This is a genomic window from Mammaliicoccus sp. L-M44 (assembly GCF_022386355.1).
GTDB lineage: Bacteria > Bacillota > Bacilli > Staphylococcales > Staphylococcaceae > Mammaliicoccus > Mammaliicoccus sciuri_A.
In genome coordinates this window covers 50,684-65,885 of sequence record NZ_JAJNIU010000010.1, presented here as the reverse complement: position 1 = coordinate 65,885, position 15,202 = coordinate 50,684, and the positions used below count along the sequence as shown (strand labels likewise).

Below are 15,202 nucleotides of genomic sequence, written 5' to 3'. Positions count from 1 at the left end.
ACACTACTTTCTTTTATCTATTTTTTGAGCTATAAAGTTTCCTAACATTTGTATGATAAATACACTGATAATGATGATGATGATTGAGAAATACATGATTTCATTTTCATAACTTTGGTAACCGTATCTGATTGCGAAATCACCTATTCCACCACCGCCAACAATACCCATGACTGTTGAATAAGACACCATGCTTACTGTCGTCGTTGTATATGCCAATATAATGCCGCTACGTGATTCAACTAATATGAAATTCCATATATATTTATATATTGAGGCACCTAGAGATTCTGCTAAGACTTTAATATCACCAGGAATATCTAATAATACTTGCTCAACCAACCTTGAAAATATCGCAATACCTACAATACTTAAAGGGATAATCGATGGGTATGGACCAAACGCACTCCCTAAAATCATGCGTGTAAGTGGGATTAAACTGATTACAAATAGTAAGTACGGGAATGAACGTATAAATGTAATTAAGAAATTAAATGACCAATAATAATTGATATTTAACGCTTTAATACTTGGGTTTGATAAAAATAATGCGATGCCTAGAGGTAGTCCAACTAGCAAAGTGATAAGCATGGAATAACCTAACATGATGCACGTTTCTTGTAAGGACTGAATCAATTCTGGTAAGTAGTAATTTATCTTCTCTAAAAATGTCATTCTTCTAAACTCTGCCTAACATTCTCTAAATAAGAATTCGTATTTCTTTCTACACTTACTACTTTATTATCCATAACCTCTAACAATTGACCGTCCTCCATAACACATACTTTTTCACATAATTGTTTAACAACACTTAATTCATGCGTTACAAAAATAATCGTAATGTTGTATGCTTTATTCACTTTCTTCAACATCTTAATGATGATTTCTGTGTTATGTTCATCTAAACTACTTGTCGCCTCATCACACAATAAAATATCCGGATTTCGTACGAGCGCTCTTGCTAATGCAACACGTTGTTTCTCACCACCGGATAATTGTGCTGGATAATAATCCTTTTTATCATTTAACCCTACAAACCCTATTAATTCATCTACTTTTGCATTATCTTGCTGATTAATAATTTTTAAAGGCAAAGCGATATTTTGCTCAACATTAAGATTATTCAACAAATTATAATTTTGAAATACCATGCCTATTTTTTCTTTATACTTCCTTACAACACGCTTTGATAATGCTTCTGTATCTTTCCCGTCAAAAACAATGCGCCCTTCTGTTGGTTGTTCTATTAAATTCAGTAATCTCAGTAACGTCGACTTTCCCGAACCACTTTTGCCGACAATACCTGTAACAGATCCTGGTTCTATCGTTAAAGAAAAATCTTTTATAGCAAAATTGTCATTATATTTTTTTGAAACATTTTCTAATTTATACAACTTTATACTCCTGTAAAATTATTTTAAAAAGGGAATCTATTTTCATTATCTAATAATTGAAATCGATAATCAATATCAATTAATACATTTAAGTATTCTTTCTTTCACAACAATGTAAAAAGTTGAGTCCTTTCAACCTTATCTAGTATGATAGACTTGTAATGAAGATATCTTTTCTAAAAGGAGCGAAAGTAAAATGAACGAAGCAGCAAAAACATTAGATGGTTGGTACAGCTTACATTTATTTTATGCAATTGATTGGGCAAGCTTAAAAACTGTACCTGAAGAAGATCGAAACACAATGATCAGCGAATTCAAGACTTTCCTTGAAGCGTTGGAAACAGTTCATAATAGTAAAGAAGGTTCTCATGCTTTCTATAACATAACAGGCCAAAAAGCAGACTTAATGTTATGGTTCTTAAGACCAGACGTTAAACAATTAAACGCATTAGAAAATGAATTTAACAAGTTAGATATTAGCGACTTCTTAATTCCAACATATTCATACGTATCAATCGTAGAACTTTCAAACTATCTTGCAGGTGACTCTAACGAAGATCCATACGAAAACCCACATGTTAAAGCAAGATTATATCCAGAAGTACCACGTTCAGAGTACGTATGTTTCTACCCAATGGATAAAAGACGTGACGGCGAAGACAACTGGTATATGTTAGATATGGATCATAGACGTAGCCTAATGCGCTCACACGGTTTAATCGGACGTAGTTATGCAGGTAAAGTAAAACAATTTATTACAGGTTCAGTAGGACTAGACGATTACGAATGGGGCGTAACATTATTCAGTGATGACATGTTACAATTCAAGAAATTAATCTATGAAATGCGTTTCGACGAAGTATCAGCAAGATATGGTGACTTCGGAGCATTCTATGTAGGTAATATATTAAATATTGATGAATTAGATACATTCTTTAAATTGAAATAATATAGAAAGAGCCTGGAACTGAGTAAAGTTCCAGGCTCTTCATATTTTGAGTGCTAATGATGTTGATTTACAGGCCGATATTTTTATTTATCGGTCCAGAATATTAATTAAGGCTGGGACATAATACAATATCCCAGCCTCTATCTCATTGCCAACTATATTTAACTAAATATATTGATGAATAATGTAACAATTGGTACGCCTAGTAAATCTATTAGGAAGGCTCCAACTACTGGGACTACTAAATATGCTTTTGGTGATGCACCGAATTTTTTAGTTATAACATCTAAGTTAGCCATGGCATTTGGTGTTGCGCCAAGTCCATGTCCGATAAATCCGCCTATCATAACTGCTGCATCATAATTTTTACCCAGTCCTCTAAACACGACAAATACTGAGAATAGTACGATAAATACAATTTGTACTAATACAATAATTGTTAACGGCAGCGCCAATTGATAAATTTCTGTTAATTTAATACTCATTAACGCAATTGATAAGAATAAACTTAATGAAACATCACTCACTTGGTTAGTAATTTTCATATCAATAATGTTTAAGTTTCCGTAATCAGAAATATTTCTTATGATCACTGCTACAAACATTGCCCCAACATAAACCGGAATATTTATTCCTGTTAAATTCGTAAATCCATCTCCAATATATGTACCAATCGCCATACATACTGCAATAATTGTAAATTGAACAATAAATACTGTTGTAGGGTTCATTCTACTATGTAAGTTCTCGTTATATCCCACTTCACTAAAATCAATACCTGTATCTTTAGCATCTCCTGGTTTCAAATCAAACTTTTTAATTAAATATCGAACCACAGGACCACCTATTAATCCACCTGCAACAAGTCCTAATGTCGCTGCTGCAAGTGCCGCTGTTAGCGCAGAGTCTACACCTAATGATTCTAATGTCTTACCGTATGCCGCTGCATTACCATGACCACCTTCCATGGACATTGATCCTGCAGTTAAGCCAAGTAGTGGTGGTATATTTAACACTTTAGATAATGAAACACCGATTACATTTTGACAAAATGCTAAAATTCCGCAAAAAATAAAATATAAAATTAGTACTTTTCCACCAAGTTTTAATAATTTTAATGAAGCACCTAAACCTATTGTTGTAAAGAATGCCAACATAAAGAAGTCCTGTAGAAAATCAGAATCTAATTTAATTGTAATGACATTTAATGATTGTAAAATAGCAACTACAATAGCAAATAACAAGCCACCAATTACTGGCGCAGGAATACATAAACGTCTCAATATAGAAACTTTATTTACAATACCCTCACCTAATAAAAGTAAGACACATGCTATAGCTAAAGTTGTGACAGCATCAAACTGTAACATCATCGTTCCCCCTAAAACCTTATATTTTTATATAGAAATCGTTTTCAAACACTGATGAACATTATACTTATCTTGAGTAAAGAATGCCACCTTCTATAAATACGAAATAAAATAAATTCACAAAAAGATTATTATACAAATTTCTTTAATTGCAAAATAACAACAACTAAAAAACCAGACTAGCGTCTCTCGCTAGTTTGGTTTACTATTTATTTATTTTTTCACTTCTGTTTTGGCTTCTAAGTCTATCATTTCTTCTTGTGTCTTATCTAATACTAAATAGTTTAGTTCATCGTTCGTCATTTTCTTAAGTGATGGGTATCTTATCATAAAGAATACAATACCAAGCACTAACCAAATGAACAAAGCGATATAAGAAGGTAATGATAAACTTGCTGGTGATCCTGGGACAAGTAATAAGCCTAAGAATATACCAGCGATAATTGCACCGATAATCGCAAATGTTTTGTATTTTGGATGATACATCATGCTTCGTTTATCGTATGAAAATAGTTTGAATGCTGATAAACATGTTATGAAATAAGCGATTGAAACACCTGTTGATGACATATCTACAATCCATGTTAATGCTGTTCTACCTAACCATGGTGCAGCGAGTGCCAATACTAAAATAAATATAATACTAATATACGGTGTATTATATTTTGGGTGTAACTTTTTAAAGACGCTTGGCATAACAGATGCTCTACCCATAGAGAATAACAATCTACTTGAACTCATAAAGAATCCGTTCAATCCTGTGAATATCCCCATCAATATTGCGACGATTAATACGGCTAAACCAACAAACGAGAAGGCTTCTTGAACGACTGAACCTGTCACCCATAAATCTCCACCTACAGATGATGCATCTTTAAACAACCAACTTGTTAAAAGTATCATCATCACATAAGTAAGCGCTGATGCGATCAAACTAAATACGATTAACTTGAACGTCTTACTTGGTGAAAAGTTAAATTCTTCTGCCGTTTGCGGAATATTATCAAAGCCTACATATGCCCATGGTGCAACTGCCAGAATTACAACAATTGAGGCAAGCCAACCCATGTCATTATTGACAACAGGCTTAAGATTTGAGAATGAAAAATCATGCGTGAAAAATGATCCTGCAAATAAAAGTATGACAACAACTGCTAATATCACACAGAATATATATTGCAGACTTCCTGAAAAACTAGAACCTTTTATACTTATCCAAGCAAATATTAACAATATAAGTGAAGATAGTATAATTTCAGTTATGTACACATCCCAACCTGCTACTGTATATAATTTACCTTGTTCTAAAAATCCCGGCATAATAAATTTAAAAAGCAAACTAAATGCTGAGGCATTTAAAGCAACGATACAAATATATCCAAAAGTTAAAAACCATGATGAGAAGAATGATACATATTTACCGAATCCTAAGTATCCGAATGCAAAAGCACCACCTGATACTGGGAACTTTTCAACTAATGCACCGTAACTAACGGCAATAACAATCATCAATAATGCCCCGATAAATATACCGATTGAAGCGCCTAATGGACCAGCCTGACTAATCCAGTCACCTGGTAGGATAAATGCACCCCAACCTATACTTGAGCCGTAAGCAATGGCCCATACAAATTTTTCTGATAAGTTCTGATCTAAATTTCCTCTTGATAAATCTTTCTTTTTCCTAGCCATACATGTTCCACCCTTATTTTTAATTTTCGTGAAACGTAATTAACCTTTAATTAAATTTTCCAAACAGCAATTACGAGTAATAACCAACTTGCTATAAATAACACGCCGCCAATTGGTGTAATAGCGCCAAGTATTTTAATTTGAGTTACAGCAAGTACATATAATGAACCACTAAAGAATACTATGCCAAATGTCATCAACCATCCAGCTACGTTTAAACTGATAGATGTTGTGCCCGAAATAATACCAATTAAAATTAAACCGAGTGCATGATACATTTGGTATGTTGTTGCTTTACCCCATATATCTAAGTATTTAGTCGATAATTTATTTTCTAAACCATGTGCGCCAAATGCACCTGCTGCTACAGCGATCATTGCATTAATTGCACCTATTATAATAAATAATTTCATTTGTTATCTCCCTTTCTTATTTAAAAATCAAATATTGAATCTCCGTTACCTATACCATCATCTGTTGTTAATTGATTGTCTGTTTTATTTACAGATGGTGCGTTACTCACTTTACCACCCATTTTTCTAATTTCTTCATCTGAAATTTGTGGTTTTGCTTTTGGTGTTGGTTTAGGTGTTGAAGAAATATTTTGTTCTACTTTAATATCGTGCGTTAAATCGTCTTCTTTATCTACCAATCCACTTAACGTATGAATGGCATGCATGTGACGATTAAAGACTTCATTTGTTGAAGCATTGTCAGCAGCGACAAGTTCTTCTTCTATTGCAGCAATTAATTGTGATCTACTTATCATTAAATGTCACCTCCACACCAATTAATGGGTTCTTTACCACTCTCAATAAGATATTCATTCGTCTTACTAAATGATTTAGACCCAAAGAATCCTCTATAAGCCGATAATGGACTTGGATGTACAGATTGTATAATATGATGGCGTTCTGTATCAATAAGCTTGATCTTAGATTGTGCAGGTTTACCCCAAAGTATAAACACAACATCTTCTAATTCACTGGAAACATGTTTAATAATTTCATCCGTGAATATTTCCCAGCCAATATTTTTATGTGAATGTGCTTGATGTGCTTCTACTGTTAAGACGGTGTTTAAAAGTAATACACCTTCATTAGCCCAATCTTGCAAGTGAGGTGTCGTTCTCTTACAACCTATATCGTCTTCTAATTCTTTATAAATATTTCTTAATGAAGGTGGGAATTTTGCGTCTGGTTGTACTGAAAAAGCTAAGCCATGCGCTTGATTCGGACCATGATAAGGATCTTGCCCGAGAATAACCACTTTCACATGATCTAAAGGTGTTAAATCAAATGCTTGATAAATATTTTCTCTATCAGGATAAATCGTCTTACTTTTATATGCTTCTTCTAAAAATGACTCCATTTCAGAAAAATCATGTTCAGATTTTATTTTATGAAATATTTGTTGCCAATCCATATTATTCACCTCAATAAAAATGATAACATAGCACTCAAGAAAAGGTCATAACTATTTTTTACAATTAAAAAACGTGATATGATAAAATATATGAATTATTGGGAGGAATCATCAATGGCATTAAAAAAAGTCTTAACAATAGCAGGATCAGACACAAGTGCTGGAGCTGGAATGCAAGCAGATTTAAAGACATTCCAAGAGCATGACACATATGGAATGGTTGCATTAACAGCAGTCGTTACAATGGACCCACAAACATGGTCACACGACGTAACACCATTACCTCTTGATTTACTAGATAAACAATTAAACACAGCTATTTCAATCGGACCAGATGCAATTAAAACAGGTATGCTTGGTTCTGAAGAAATTATTAAACGTGCACGTCAAACATATGACGAAGCAGACGCTGAAATTTTCGTAGTTGACCCTGTAATGGTATGTAAAGGTGAAGACGAAGTACTTAACCCGGGAAATACTGATGCAATGATTAAAGAACTATTACCAAAAGCAACAGTCGTTACACCAAATTTATTTGAAGCAGGTCAACTATCAGGTTTAGGTAAACTAACTTCAATTGATGATATGAAAAAAGCAGCAGAAAAAATCCACGAACTTGGTGCACAATATGTTGTCATTAAAGGTGGAAAAGCTTTAGAATCAGATAAAGCTTATGACTTATATTATGACGGACAAAAGCATGTCCTATTATCAACAGATAAATTCCAATCAAGTTATAACCACGGTGCAGGTTGTACATTCGCAGCAGCAACAACAGCTAACTTAGCAAACGGCGAATCACCAGAAGATGCAATCATACATGCAAAAGCATTCGTAGCATCAGCTATTAAAAACGGTTGGAAAATGAACGACTTCGTAGGTCCAGTAGATCACGGCGCTTCAAACCGTATCGAAAAAATAGAAGTATATACTGAAGAAGTATAATAAAAAGCTGTACGCATGTGCGTACAGCTTCATAATGTCGACAAGGTCTTAGACTTTGTTGGCATTTTTTTGTGGGGATGCTGGATTGGTGTTAGTTATGGAGGTATCGGGAGGATACAGCGAGCGTTGTGAACACTTCTGACCAAACTTGTTCATAACGGGGGCGTTAATTACAAAACTCGGCCGAAATGTTACTATGGACCGCCTTAGTTACAAAACTCGTAACAACTGTAAACATGGCACTCACTATTTGCACCTTCAACCAAAACTGCTTCTAAAAACACCAAACTATAAGTGTATAAATAATGAATACTAAAACAAAAAAGAAAAATGATTTTATCTTTTCAGATATTGGTATGAATATTAATAAATCTAGAGTTTATTAATAGCAATTTATTCGATTTTATACCACGCATTAACATTTTAAGATAAAAGTAATATATCATCTCCATGATCAAAATATTGACCATTTTTATCTTCAGCTAAGTAAAAATGATAGTTCCTTTTAGAATTTCGAGTTTTCAGATTCAGAATAACGTACATATCATTTTTTCAAAAAATCTATACCTGGTTTTAAATAAAATTATATAAAGTATTATCCTTCATAACAATCACCTTTCTAAAACTCTTTTTTTAAATATATAATTCTAGATACATAGTACGATACTAAATATATAATTATTCCTAAAAATATATAAATCATAGGTATTATAAAGTGTGTATCTTTAAGTATTAATGGGAATATTTTTTGAAATTGTTTAATTAATTCTTGAATAATAAAAACAAATAATAGCCCGATCATACCTCCGCCGATAACAATAGCATCTGATTTTTCTGGACCTAATAAGTACAAAAGTGGGAATACTAAACTACCTCCAAATAGTACAATAAATATCCCTAAACTTGCAGAATCTAAAAATTTTAAATTTTCCTCTTTTACAAAAAAATTGTCGTAAACAAAAAATATAAAAAATGATACAATAACTCCTATACTGGAATTAACAAAATAAAAAATATAATGACTAGTTACTATATTTTTTTTACTGACAGGTAGAGTTAAAACATATCTATCATATCCAGAACTATTTTCTTTCTTTATTATTTCTAAAGAAGGTAATGAAGTTAATAATAAAATAATCATTATAGCTATTGGTAATGATTTTTCTGATGAGAACCAAAGTAATACAAAAGCAACTAAACTAGCGATAAATATATAAGACAAGACACTTCTATGTACTAAGTAGTAGTTTGTAAGTAATAAACCTTTCATTTTACTCCCCCCCTGTTAGTAATAAAACCATTTCCTCTAAATCAATGGCTTTATACTCTATGTTTTTAGGTATATTAGATCTATCTGAAATTAGTATTTTTTTCTTATTGTTATGTAAAGTGGTTTGATAAATAATTATATTTTTCTCAACAATATTTGAATCTTCGACCTCTACAACTGCATAATTTTGCATAATATTCTCTTTACTATCTTTCAAAATTATTTTACCTTTTTTTAAAATAATTAAGTGTGTTGCTATCTTTTGAACATCCCCTAGTATATGAGAAGATAACAAAATAGCTCCATTGTTTATTTCATTATAGACTTGTAATTTTTCAAGAAGCTTATTTCTTGAGACAGGATCTAAACCTCCTGTTGCTTCATCTAATAGTAAAACTTTGGCATTATGAGCCATTGAGATTGAAACTGAGAGCTTCATAGACATTCCCCGTGATAAAGTGGATACTTTTTTATTTAAAGGTAAATCAAATTCTTTAAGTAAATCAAAATACTCATTTTGATTCCATTCACTGAATATTTCTTGAAAGACATTATTTAGTTGTTTAGCAGTCAAGTCTGATGGTAAATTAATAGCATCAAAGACTGTTCCTATTTTATTCTTTAAATTTATATTTAAATCTAAATCTTCGTTAAAAAACAAAACTAATCCTTCATCTTTTGAAATAAGGTTTAACAAAGTTTTAAATGTTGTAGATTTGCCAGCTCCATTTTCACCTATAAACCCTACAATTTCACCTTCATTAATTTCAAAATTCAAATTATCTAAAATTTTTTTATTATCTATACTTTTACTAAGATTTTCAACTTTTAGTAAGACCATCATTTTTCCTCTCTAACAAATAAAATTTGGCACAAATAGTTATTATTAACACAATCTTCACACAATTTCATATATTTGTAAACTATTTTAATATTAAAATAGTGTAAATATAATTATAATATTGACTAAAATAATTATAATTATAAATAAAACATCAATAATATCTCGGAGGGATTATTATGAAAAATATAATAAAAATTGATTGTGGTTTTACTGATTTTTATATATTTAATAATGAACAATGCACATTTAATTTATCTCATTATTTTGTATTTTTCTTCAATATGATGTTACTCTTTTTAACAAGAGTTCGTGCATATATGCACCAATCCCCTCACTATTATGAGTAGTGAGGTTTTATTTATGTTGGCTAGTCGCCTATTTTACTTATCATCACGATTGCGTAGCCAAAACTGCTCATAACAACAAGCTCATCACATGAAATTCTCACAACCAATCCCCAAATATAAGCAAAAGCCGAGACAACGTTTCTTGTCTCGGCTCCATTCATTACGATACGCACATGCGTACAGCTCTTTATTATGATTGCATGATACTAAATTCCGCTGTGACTTTTGCCACTTCTTTGCGGTTCTTAAATAATGTCATTTGATATTGATAAAATGCATTATCTCCCTCTTTAGTTTCATTTAAACATTCTAATTCTGCGATGTAATTTTCTAATGTCATGATACGTTCTGTCTGTTCAAACTCACTTTTAATTTGTTTAAGTTTTGTATCATTTCTCATAAATGGCTTAAAACTATTAAACTCTCGAAGTACGCTTAATAAGTATTGAACTGGCACTTCTTCATAGTACTGATATCCCATTATATTACAATAATCTAAAACCGCTTCATCGTTAAATGAAATGCGCATTGTTTCCAATAATTCCACCCGCCATTTCTTGAGGCTAATCTCAGTTGTAATTGTACTTTAAAGAGTATCATCATTCAAGTGAATTTTTACTATGACTTATTACTCTAAATGTCGTCTTCTTCCCTTAAATACGCATTATTATCTAGTATAACTTCTACATTAGGATGATTATACAAAACAGATGCTGGTAAGTCTGTTGTTATGTCACCTGTTAATAATCGTTTAATCGCTTCTGCTTTCTTCGGTCCATAAGCTAATAGAATTATACGTTTAGCTTTCATAATAGATTGAATACCCATAGAAATAGCTTGTTCTGGTACTTCTTCAATTGTTTCAAAATATCTACTATTCGCTTCTATTGTAGACTCTGTTAAATCAACAATACTTGTCACACTATCAAATGAAGTGCCTGGTTCATTGAAACCTATATGTCCATTTTCTCCAATACCAAGAATTTGAACATCTATTGGTCCTTCTTGATCTAATAATGCTTCATAACGTTTCGTTTCTGCATCTAAATCCTCTGCTGAACCGTTTGGTAAATGTATACGCGATTCGTTCCAAGATGGTAAATGATTAAAGAGTACGTCATGCATATATGTGTAGTAACTTTCTGGATGATCATAATCGATGCCAATATACTCATCTAAATTAAATGTCGTGATTTCACTCAAATCAATTTCATTAATTCTAATCAAGTTCACAAGTTGTTCGTATACACGAACCATCGTTCCACCAGTTGCTAATCCAAGCACACTTTTTTTATTTGAAATAATTTGCTTTAATAACTCATTCGCAACATAATGGCATGCTTCCTCTTTAGATCCTAAATTCATGATTTGCATAATTATCCCTCTATTTCTTTTATAAATCTTTTCGCTATTTCTAAAGGTCTCGTAATAGCGCCGCCAACGACTGTACAATGTACACCTAAATCTGTTACGCGTTTAAACATTTCAGGTGTAATAACATTTCCTTCTGCGATTACTTTTGCGTTAACATTATCTAATACATCTTTTAAAAATTGAAAATCATTTTCGTATAATACATGACCTTTTGTATATTCTGTATAACCTCTTAAAGTTGTACCAACATAGTCGAATCCTAATTTATCAGCCTGAATAGCTTCTTCTAAATCAGAGACATCTGCCATAATTTCAACATTTGGTGCATGCTCTCTAATATATGAAACAAGTTCTTCAAGTGACTCTTTAGGTCTTTCTTGTTTAGTTGCATCTAAAGCAATAACTTCACAACCACTTTCAATTAATTCATCGACTTCTTTTGAAGTTGCTGTGATAAATACTTTTGAACCTTCATAATCACGTTTTACTATTCCGATTACCGGTAAATCAACTTCTTCTTTAATAGCGATAATATCTTCTTTCGTATTCGCTCTAATACCTTTAGCACCTGCTTGAGATGCAGCTAACGCCATCTTACTCATAATAAAAGATGAATGTAATGGTTCATCCGGTAAAGCCTGACATGACACGATTAATCCTTGTGGTAACATTTATAAAAACACTCCTTATTGATTTTCTAACGCTTCTTCTACTTCATTTTTTATAGTCGTAACATGTGGACCATAAATAATTTGAATACCCGTTCCTTTTTTGACGATACCTCTTGATTCTGTCGTCTTAATGAGATCTTCGTTGAACAAATGCTCATCATTAATCGTTACACGTAATCTTGTTGCGCAACAATCGACTGTATCTATGTTTTCTTTTCCACCTAAACCTTTAATGATTGTTTCGGCACGTTCACTTGCTTCAACAGTTTGAACCGCTTCACTATCTTCACGTCCTGGTGTCTTAAAGTTAAATTTCGTAATTAAAAATCTAAAAGTCACATAGTATAAGAAGAACCAAACTATACCGATCGGAATGACTAATAAATAGTTCGTCTTACTATTCCCTTGTAACACACCGAAGAGGATATAATCAATGAATCCGCCACTAAAGGTTTGACCGACAGTGATGTTAAATATGTCAGCCATCATAAATGCTAAACCATCAAATATTGCATGGATAACATATAATACTGGAGCAATGAATAAGAAACTAAATTCAAGTGGTTCTGTAATACCTGTTAAGAATGATGTTAATGCTGCAGAAAGCATTAAGCCACCTACTACTTTTTTCTTCTCTGGTTTAGCTGTGTGGTAAATTGCTAAAGCTGCACCAAGCAATCCGAACATCATTGTTATAAAGCGACCAGACATGTATCTTGAAATACCTGAATAATAATGTGTTAAATCTGCATCTCCTAATTGTGCGAAGAAGATATTTTGAGTCCCTTGTATGATTTTCCCGTTGATTTCCATCGTACCACCAAGTGCAGTTTGCCAGAATGGTAAGTAGAATATATGATGTAAGCCAAATGGCCCAAGCATACGTAATATAAATCCATAAATAAACGTCCCGATGACACCTGTTTTATTAACAAGACCACCCGCATTAAATATCCAACCTTGAATCGTTGGCCAAACAAAGAACAAAATAACACCTAGTACGATTGACGCAATTGACGTTACAATCGGTACAAATCTCGATCCACCAAAGAACCCTAAGAACGGTGGCAATGTGATTTTGTTATATTTATTGTGTAGCATGGCAGTCATAATACCGACGATAATCCCACCGAACACACCTGTTTCGACAGTTTGAATACCTAGTACCATACCTTGTCCTGCTTTAGCTAATGCTTCTGGTGCTGCAACATTATCCGTAATCGTTAATAATGCGTTCATCGTCGCATTCATAATTAAGAATCCTAACATTGCTGCTAAACCTGCTGTACCTTTATCACTTCTTGCTAAGCCTATCGCAACCCCGATTGCGAATAATACTGGTAAATTCGCAAAAACGATATTCCCCGCTGATGACATCAAAATAAATATATACTGTAATAAATCTACGTCTAAAATCGGATATGCTTTAATTGTGTTTGGATTACTTAAAGCACCACCTATACCTAATAACAACCCTGCTGCAGGTAAAATTGCTATGGGTAACATAAATGATTTCCCGAATTGCTGTGCTTTATCAAAAATTTTACTCATTCGAACACCTACCTCCCTATTTATCCTAAATATAACACCACGAAAATTACAGTCAACTTTATTAATTGTTTTGAAAAATATTTTCAATTATAATGTTATTTATTCTATAAATTGAGGTGTCCTTCATGAATTTTGAAAATCGTATTCAACAATTTTCATACCTTTTCACAAAGTCCGATGAAAAGATTGCTAGATTTATACTCGATCATCCAGTTGGCGATCATTTTTCAACAATTACTTCTTTAGCTTATGCAATTGGTGTATCAACTTCTAGCATTACAAGATTTAGTCATAAATTGAACTATCAACATTTTCAAGATATGAAGTTCAATATTCAACAAACTTATGAGAAGACAGATATTCAAAACGTTCCACTCATTAAAAGAATCCACGAATATCATCAAACGCTTATACAACAAACAGGAGAATTTATATCTAATGATAAAATTAATCAACTGATTGATATATTGACCAATAGCCGACAAACGCTTTTTGCAGGTTTAGGAAGTTCTGGTTTAACGGCAACTGAATTCTATTATCGAACGATGAGAATGGGCATAGCTGGAAGTTCTGTAACTGATGCGCATCAAATGAAAATTGGCGCTTCGCTATTAAATAGAAATGATGCGTTAATTGCTTTTTCTAATAGTGGCAAGACAGAAGAACTGATTAATGCTGCGAAAATTGCGAAATCTCAAGGGGCAACTGTTATTGCGATTACAAACTATGCTGGCAGTGAGCTGACTGCTTATTCTGACATTGTCATCATGACGATTGATCAAACGAGAGTGAACGATAGACAATTCATTAATACACAAATTTCAGCACATTTCTTGATTGATGTGGTCAGTTATATGTTGTTAGAGCGCCAAGATAATATGAATCTTTATCAGCATACGAGAGATGTCATACTTCAAGACAATAAATCATAACTTGTGAGCAGAATGTATATAAATTTACTCAAGAATTTAGTAGAATAGTAAAGTATATACTATGAGGAGTGAAAGGCATGGAATTAATTCAAGTAGATCAAGTACAATCACTAATATCGGAATATGAAAATAAGCCAGTTTATCTCCATGTAGAAACAACAAATGGTGCTTATGCAAACCATTTTGATAGCAAAGTATTTAATGCTGGTACATTTTTAAGAAATATTCAAGTTACTTTTACACACGCACATTTAACGGGCGGTAATAAAGAACCTTATCGTGTTGGTTTAAAATTAGACAACAATGGTTGGGTTTATGTTCAAGGATTAACACATTATGAAGTAACTGAAAATAACGAACTATTAATAGCGGGACTAAATTATGAAGGACAACTTGCTGCAACTTTAGAAATTAGTAGCAATCCTTTCAAGGATTAAG

At 32.5% G+C, this 15,202-nt stretch carries 17 protein-coding genes; 4 read left to right on the top strand and 13 right to left on the bottom strand.

Features of this window, described 5'->3' with window-relative positions:
- Positions 1 to 3 precede the first annotated feature (3 nt).
- Positions 4 to 675, bottom strand: a complete 672-nt coding sequence (gene emtB / locus LQ611_RS07440; protein WP_103361272.1) for a metal ABC transporter permease EmtB — start codon at positions 673 to 675, stop codon at positions 4 to 6.
- Positions 672 to 1,394, bottom strand: coding sequence for a methionine ABC transporter ATP-binding protein (locus LQ611_RS07435; protein ID WP_119489250.1), 723 nt, complete (start codon positions 1,392 to 1,394; stop codon positions 672 to 674). Before LQ611_RS07435 ends, emtB begins: the two co-directional genes overlap by 4 nt.
- Positions 1,395 to 1,590: 196 nt before the next feature.
- Here LQ611_RS07435 and hemQ point away from each other — a divergent pair, with 196 nt between their 5' ends.
- Entirely contained in the window at positions 1,591 to 2,343 is a 753-nt protein-coding gene (gene hemQ / locus LQ611_RS07430; RefSeq protein WP_107565240.1) for a hydrogen peroxide-dependent heme synthase, read from the top strand.
- A gap of 161 nt (positions 2,344 to 2,504) precedes the next feature.
- Here hemQ and gltS read toward each other — a convergent pair whose 3' ends face one another.
- From gltS to LQ611_RS07405, 5 genes are all read right to left on the bottom strand, one after another.
- The gene (gene gltS, locus LQ611_RS07425) at positions 2,505 to 3,713 is read right to left on the bottom strand and encodes a sodium/glutamate symporter (RefSeq protein WP_107565239.1); all 1,209 of its coding nucleotides are present in this window, start codon (positions 3,711 to 3,713) and stop codon (positions 2,505 to 2,507) included.
- Positions 3,714 to 3,926: 213 nt separating this feature from the next.
- Entirely contained in the window at positions 3,927 to 5,405 is a 1,479-nt protein-coding gene (locus tag LQ611_RS07420; RefSeq protein ID WP_239703105.1) for an APC family permease, read from the bottom strand.
- 50 nt (positions 5,406 to 5,455) lie between these two features.
- A complete protein-coding gene (locus LQ611_RS07415; protein ID WP_107634237.1) occupies positions 5,456 to 5,818 on the bottom strand; it encodes a DUF423 domain-containing protein in 363 nt (120 codons plus the stop codon).
- Between the two features lie 20 nt (positions 5,819 to 5,838).
- Positions 5,839 to 6,174 carry a DUF5327 family protein gene (locus LQ611_RS07410; protein ID WP_107634238.1) on the bottom strand — a complete coding sequence of 112 codons (336 nt, stop codon included), beginning with the start codon at positions 6,172 to 6,174 and terminating at the stop codon, positions 5,839 to 5,841.
- Entirely contained in the window at positions 6,174 to 6,830 is a 657-nt protein-coding gene (locus tag LQ611_RS07405) for a uracil-DNA glycosylase (RefSeq protein ID WP_107634239.1), read from the bottom strand. Before LQ611_RS07405 ends, LQ611_RS07410 begins: the two co-directional genes overlap by 1 nt.
- A gap of 114 nt (positions 6,831 to 6,944) precedes the next feature.
- Here LQ611_RS07405 and thiD point away from each other — a divergent pair, with 114 nt between their 5' ends.
- A complete protein-coding gene (gene thiD / locus LQ611_RS07400) occupies positions 6,945 to 7,775 on the top strand; it encodes a bifunctional hydroxymethylpyrimidine kinase/phosphomethylpyrimidine kinase (RefSeq protein ID WP_025904890.1) in 831 nt (276 codons plus the stop codon).
- Positions 7,776 to 8,394: 619 nt separating this feature from the next.
- Here the strand turns inward: thiD and LQ611_RS07395 are convergent.
- The 6 genes from LQ611_RS07395 to LQ611_RS07370 all read right to left on the bottom strand — a co-directional run bounded on the left by LQ611_RS07395 (position 8,395) and on the right by LQ611_RS07370 (position 13,832).
- Complete coding sequence (locus tag LQ611_RS07395; RefSeq protein WP_107596549.1) at positions 8,395 to 9,045, bottom strand: ABC-2 transporter permease; 651 nt, start codon at positions 9,043 to 9,045, stop codon at positions 8,395 to 8,397.
- A gap of 1 nt (position 9,046) precedes the next feature.
- Complete coding sequence (locus LQ611_RS07390) at positions 9,047 to 9,886, bottom strand: ABC transporter ATP-binding protein (protein WP_232151886.1); 840 nt, start codon at positions 9,884 to 9,886, stop codon at positions 9,047 to 9,049.
- Positions 9,887 to 10,426: 540 nt separating this feature from the next.
- Entirely contained in the window at positions 10,427 to 10,765 is a 339-nt protein-coding gene (locus LQ611_RS07385; protein WP_232157687.1) for a hypothetical protein, read from the bottom strand.
- Between the two features lie 104 nt (positions 10,766 to 10,869).
- Complete coding sequence (nagB, locus tag LQ611_RS07380; RefSeq protein WP_107572787.1) at positions 10,870 to 11,610, bottom strand: glucosamine-6-phosphate deaminase; 741 nt, start codon at positions 11,608 to 11,610, stop codon at positions 10,870 to 10,872.
- A 2-nt stretch (positions 11,611 to 11,612) separates the two neighbouring features.
- A complete protein-coding gene (locus LQ611_RS07375) occupies positions 11,613 to 12,281 on the bottom strand; it encodes an N-acetylmannosamine-6-phosphate 2-epimerase (protein ID WP_025904887.1) in 669 nt (222 codons plus the stop codon).
- A 15-nt stretch (positions 12,282 to 12,296) separates the two neighbouring features.
- Positions 12,297 to 13,832, bottom strand: a complete 1,536-nt coding sequence (locus LQ611_RS07370; protein WP_107572786.1) for a PTS transporter subunit EIIC — start codon at positions 13,830 to 13,832, stop codon at positions 12,297 to 12,299.
- Between the two features lie 125 nt (positions 13,833 to 13,957).
- Here LQ611_RS07370 and LQ611_RS07365 point away from each other — a divergent pair, with 125 nt between their 5' ends.
- Positions 13,958 to 14,764, top strand: a complete 807-nt coding sequence (locus LQ611_RS07365; protein ID WP_025904885.1) for a MurR/RpiR family transcriptional regulator — start codon at positions 13,958 to 13,960, stop codon at positions 14,762 to 14,764.
- A 77-nt stretch (positions 14,765 to 14,841) separates the two neighbouring features.
- Positions 14,842 to 15,201 (top strand): YojF family protein, encoded by a 360-nt coding sequence (locus tag LQ611_RS07360; protein ID WP_025904884.1) that lies wholly within the window; start codon positions 14,842 to 14,844, stop codon positions 15,199 to 15,201.
- The last annotated feature ends 1 nt before the right edge of the window (position 15,202 follow it).

Coding starts and splice junctions, on each gene's coding strand:
- emtB (WP_103361272.1), bottom strand. CDS start 675: ATGACATTTTTAGAGAAGATAAATTACTACTTACCAGAATTGATTCAG.
- hemQ (WP_107565240.1), top strand. CDS start 1,591: ATGAACGAAGCAGCAAAAACATTAGATGGTTGGTACAGCTTACATTTA.
- gltS (WP_107565239.1), bottom strand. CDS start 3,713: ATGTTACAGTTTGATGCTGTCACAACTTTAGCTATAGCATGTGTCTTA.
- LQ611_RS07420 (WP_239703105.1), bottom strand. CDS start 5,405: ATGGCTAGGAAAAAGAAAGATTTATCAAGAGGAAATTTAGATCAGAAC.
- LQ611_RS07415 (WP_107634237.1), bottom strand. CDS start 5,818: ATGAAATTATTTATTATAATAGGTGCAATTAATGCAATGATCGCTGTA.
- LQ611_RS07410 (WP_107634238.1), bottom strand. CDS start 6,174: ATGATAAGTAGATCACAATTAATTGCTGCAATAGAAGAAGAACTTGTC.
- LQ611_RS07405 (WP_107634239.1), bottom strand. CDS start 6,830: ATGGATTGGCAACAAATATTTCATAAAATAAAATCTGAACATGATTTT.
- thiD (WP_025904890.1), top strand. CDS start 6,945: ATGGCATTAAAAAAAGTCTTAACAATAGCAGGATCAGACACAAGTGCT.
- LQ611_RS07395 (WP_107596549.1), bottom strand. CDS start 9,045: ATGAAAGGTTTATTACTTACAAACTACTACTTAGTACATAGAAGTGTC.
- LQ611_RS07390 (WP_232151886.1), bottom strand. CDS start 9,886: ATGGTCTTACTAAAAGTTGAAAATCTTAGTAAAAGTATAGATAATAAA.
- LQ611_RS07385 (WP_232157687.1), bottom strand. CDS start 10,765: ATGCGCATTTCATTTAACGATGAAGCGGTTTTAGATTATTGTAATATA.
- nagB (WP_107572787.1), bottom strand. CDS start 11,610: ATGCAAATCATGAATTTAGGATCTAAAGAGGAAGCATGCCATTATGTT.
- LQ611_RS07375 (WP_025904887.1), bottom strand. CDS start 12,281: ATGTTACCACAAGGATTAATCGTGTCATGTCAGGCTTTACCGGATGAA.
- LQ611_RS07370 (WP_107572786.1), bottom strand. CDS start 13,832: ATGAGTAAAATTTTTGATAAAGCACAGCAATTCGGGAAATCATTTATG.
- LQ611_RS07365 (WP_025904885.1), top strand. CDS start 13,958: ATGAATTTTGAAAATCGTATTCAACAATTTTCATACCTTTTCACAAAG.
- LQ611_RS07360 (WP_025904884.1), top strand. CDS start 14,842: ATGGAATTAATTCAAGTAGATCAAGTACAATCACTAATATCGGAATAT.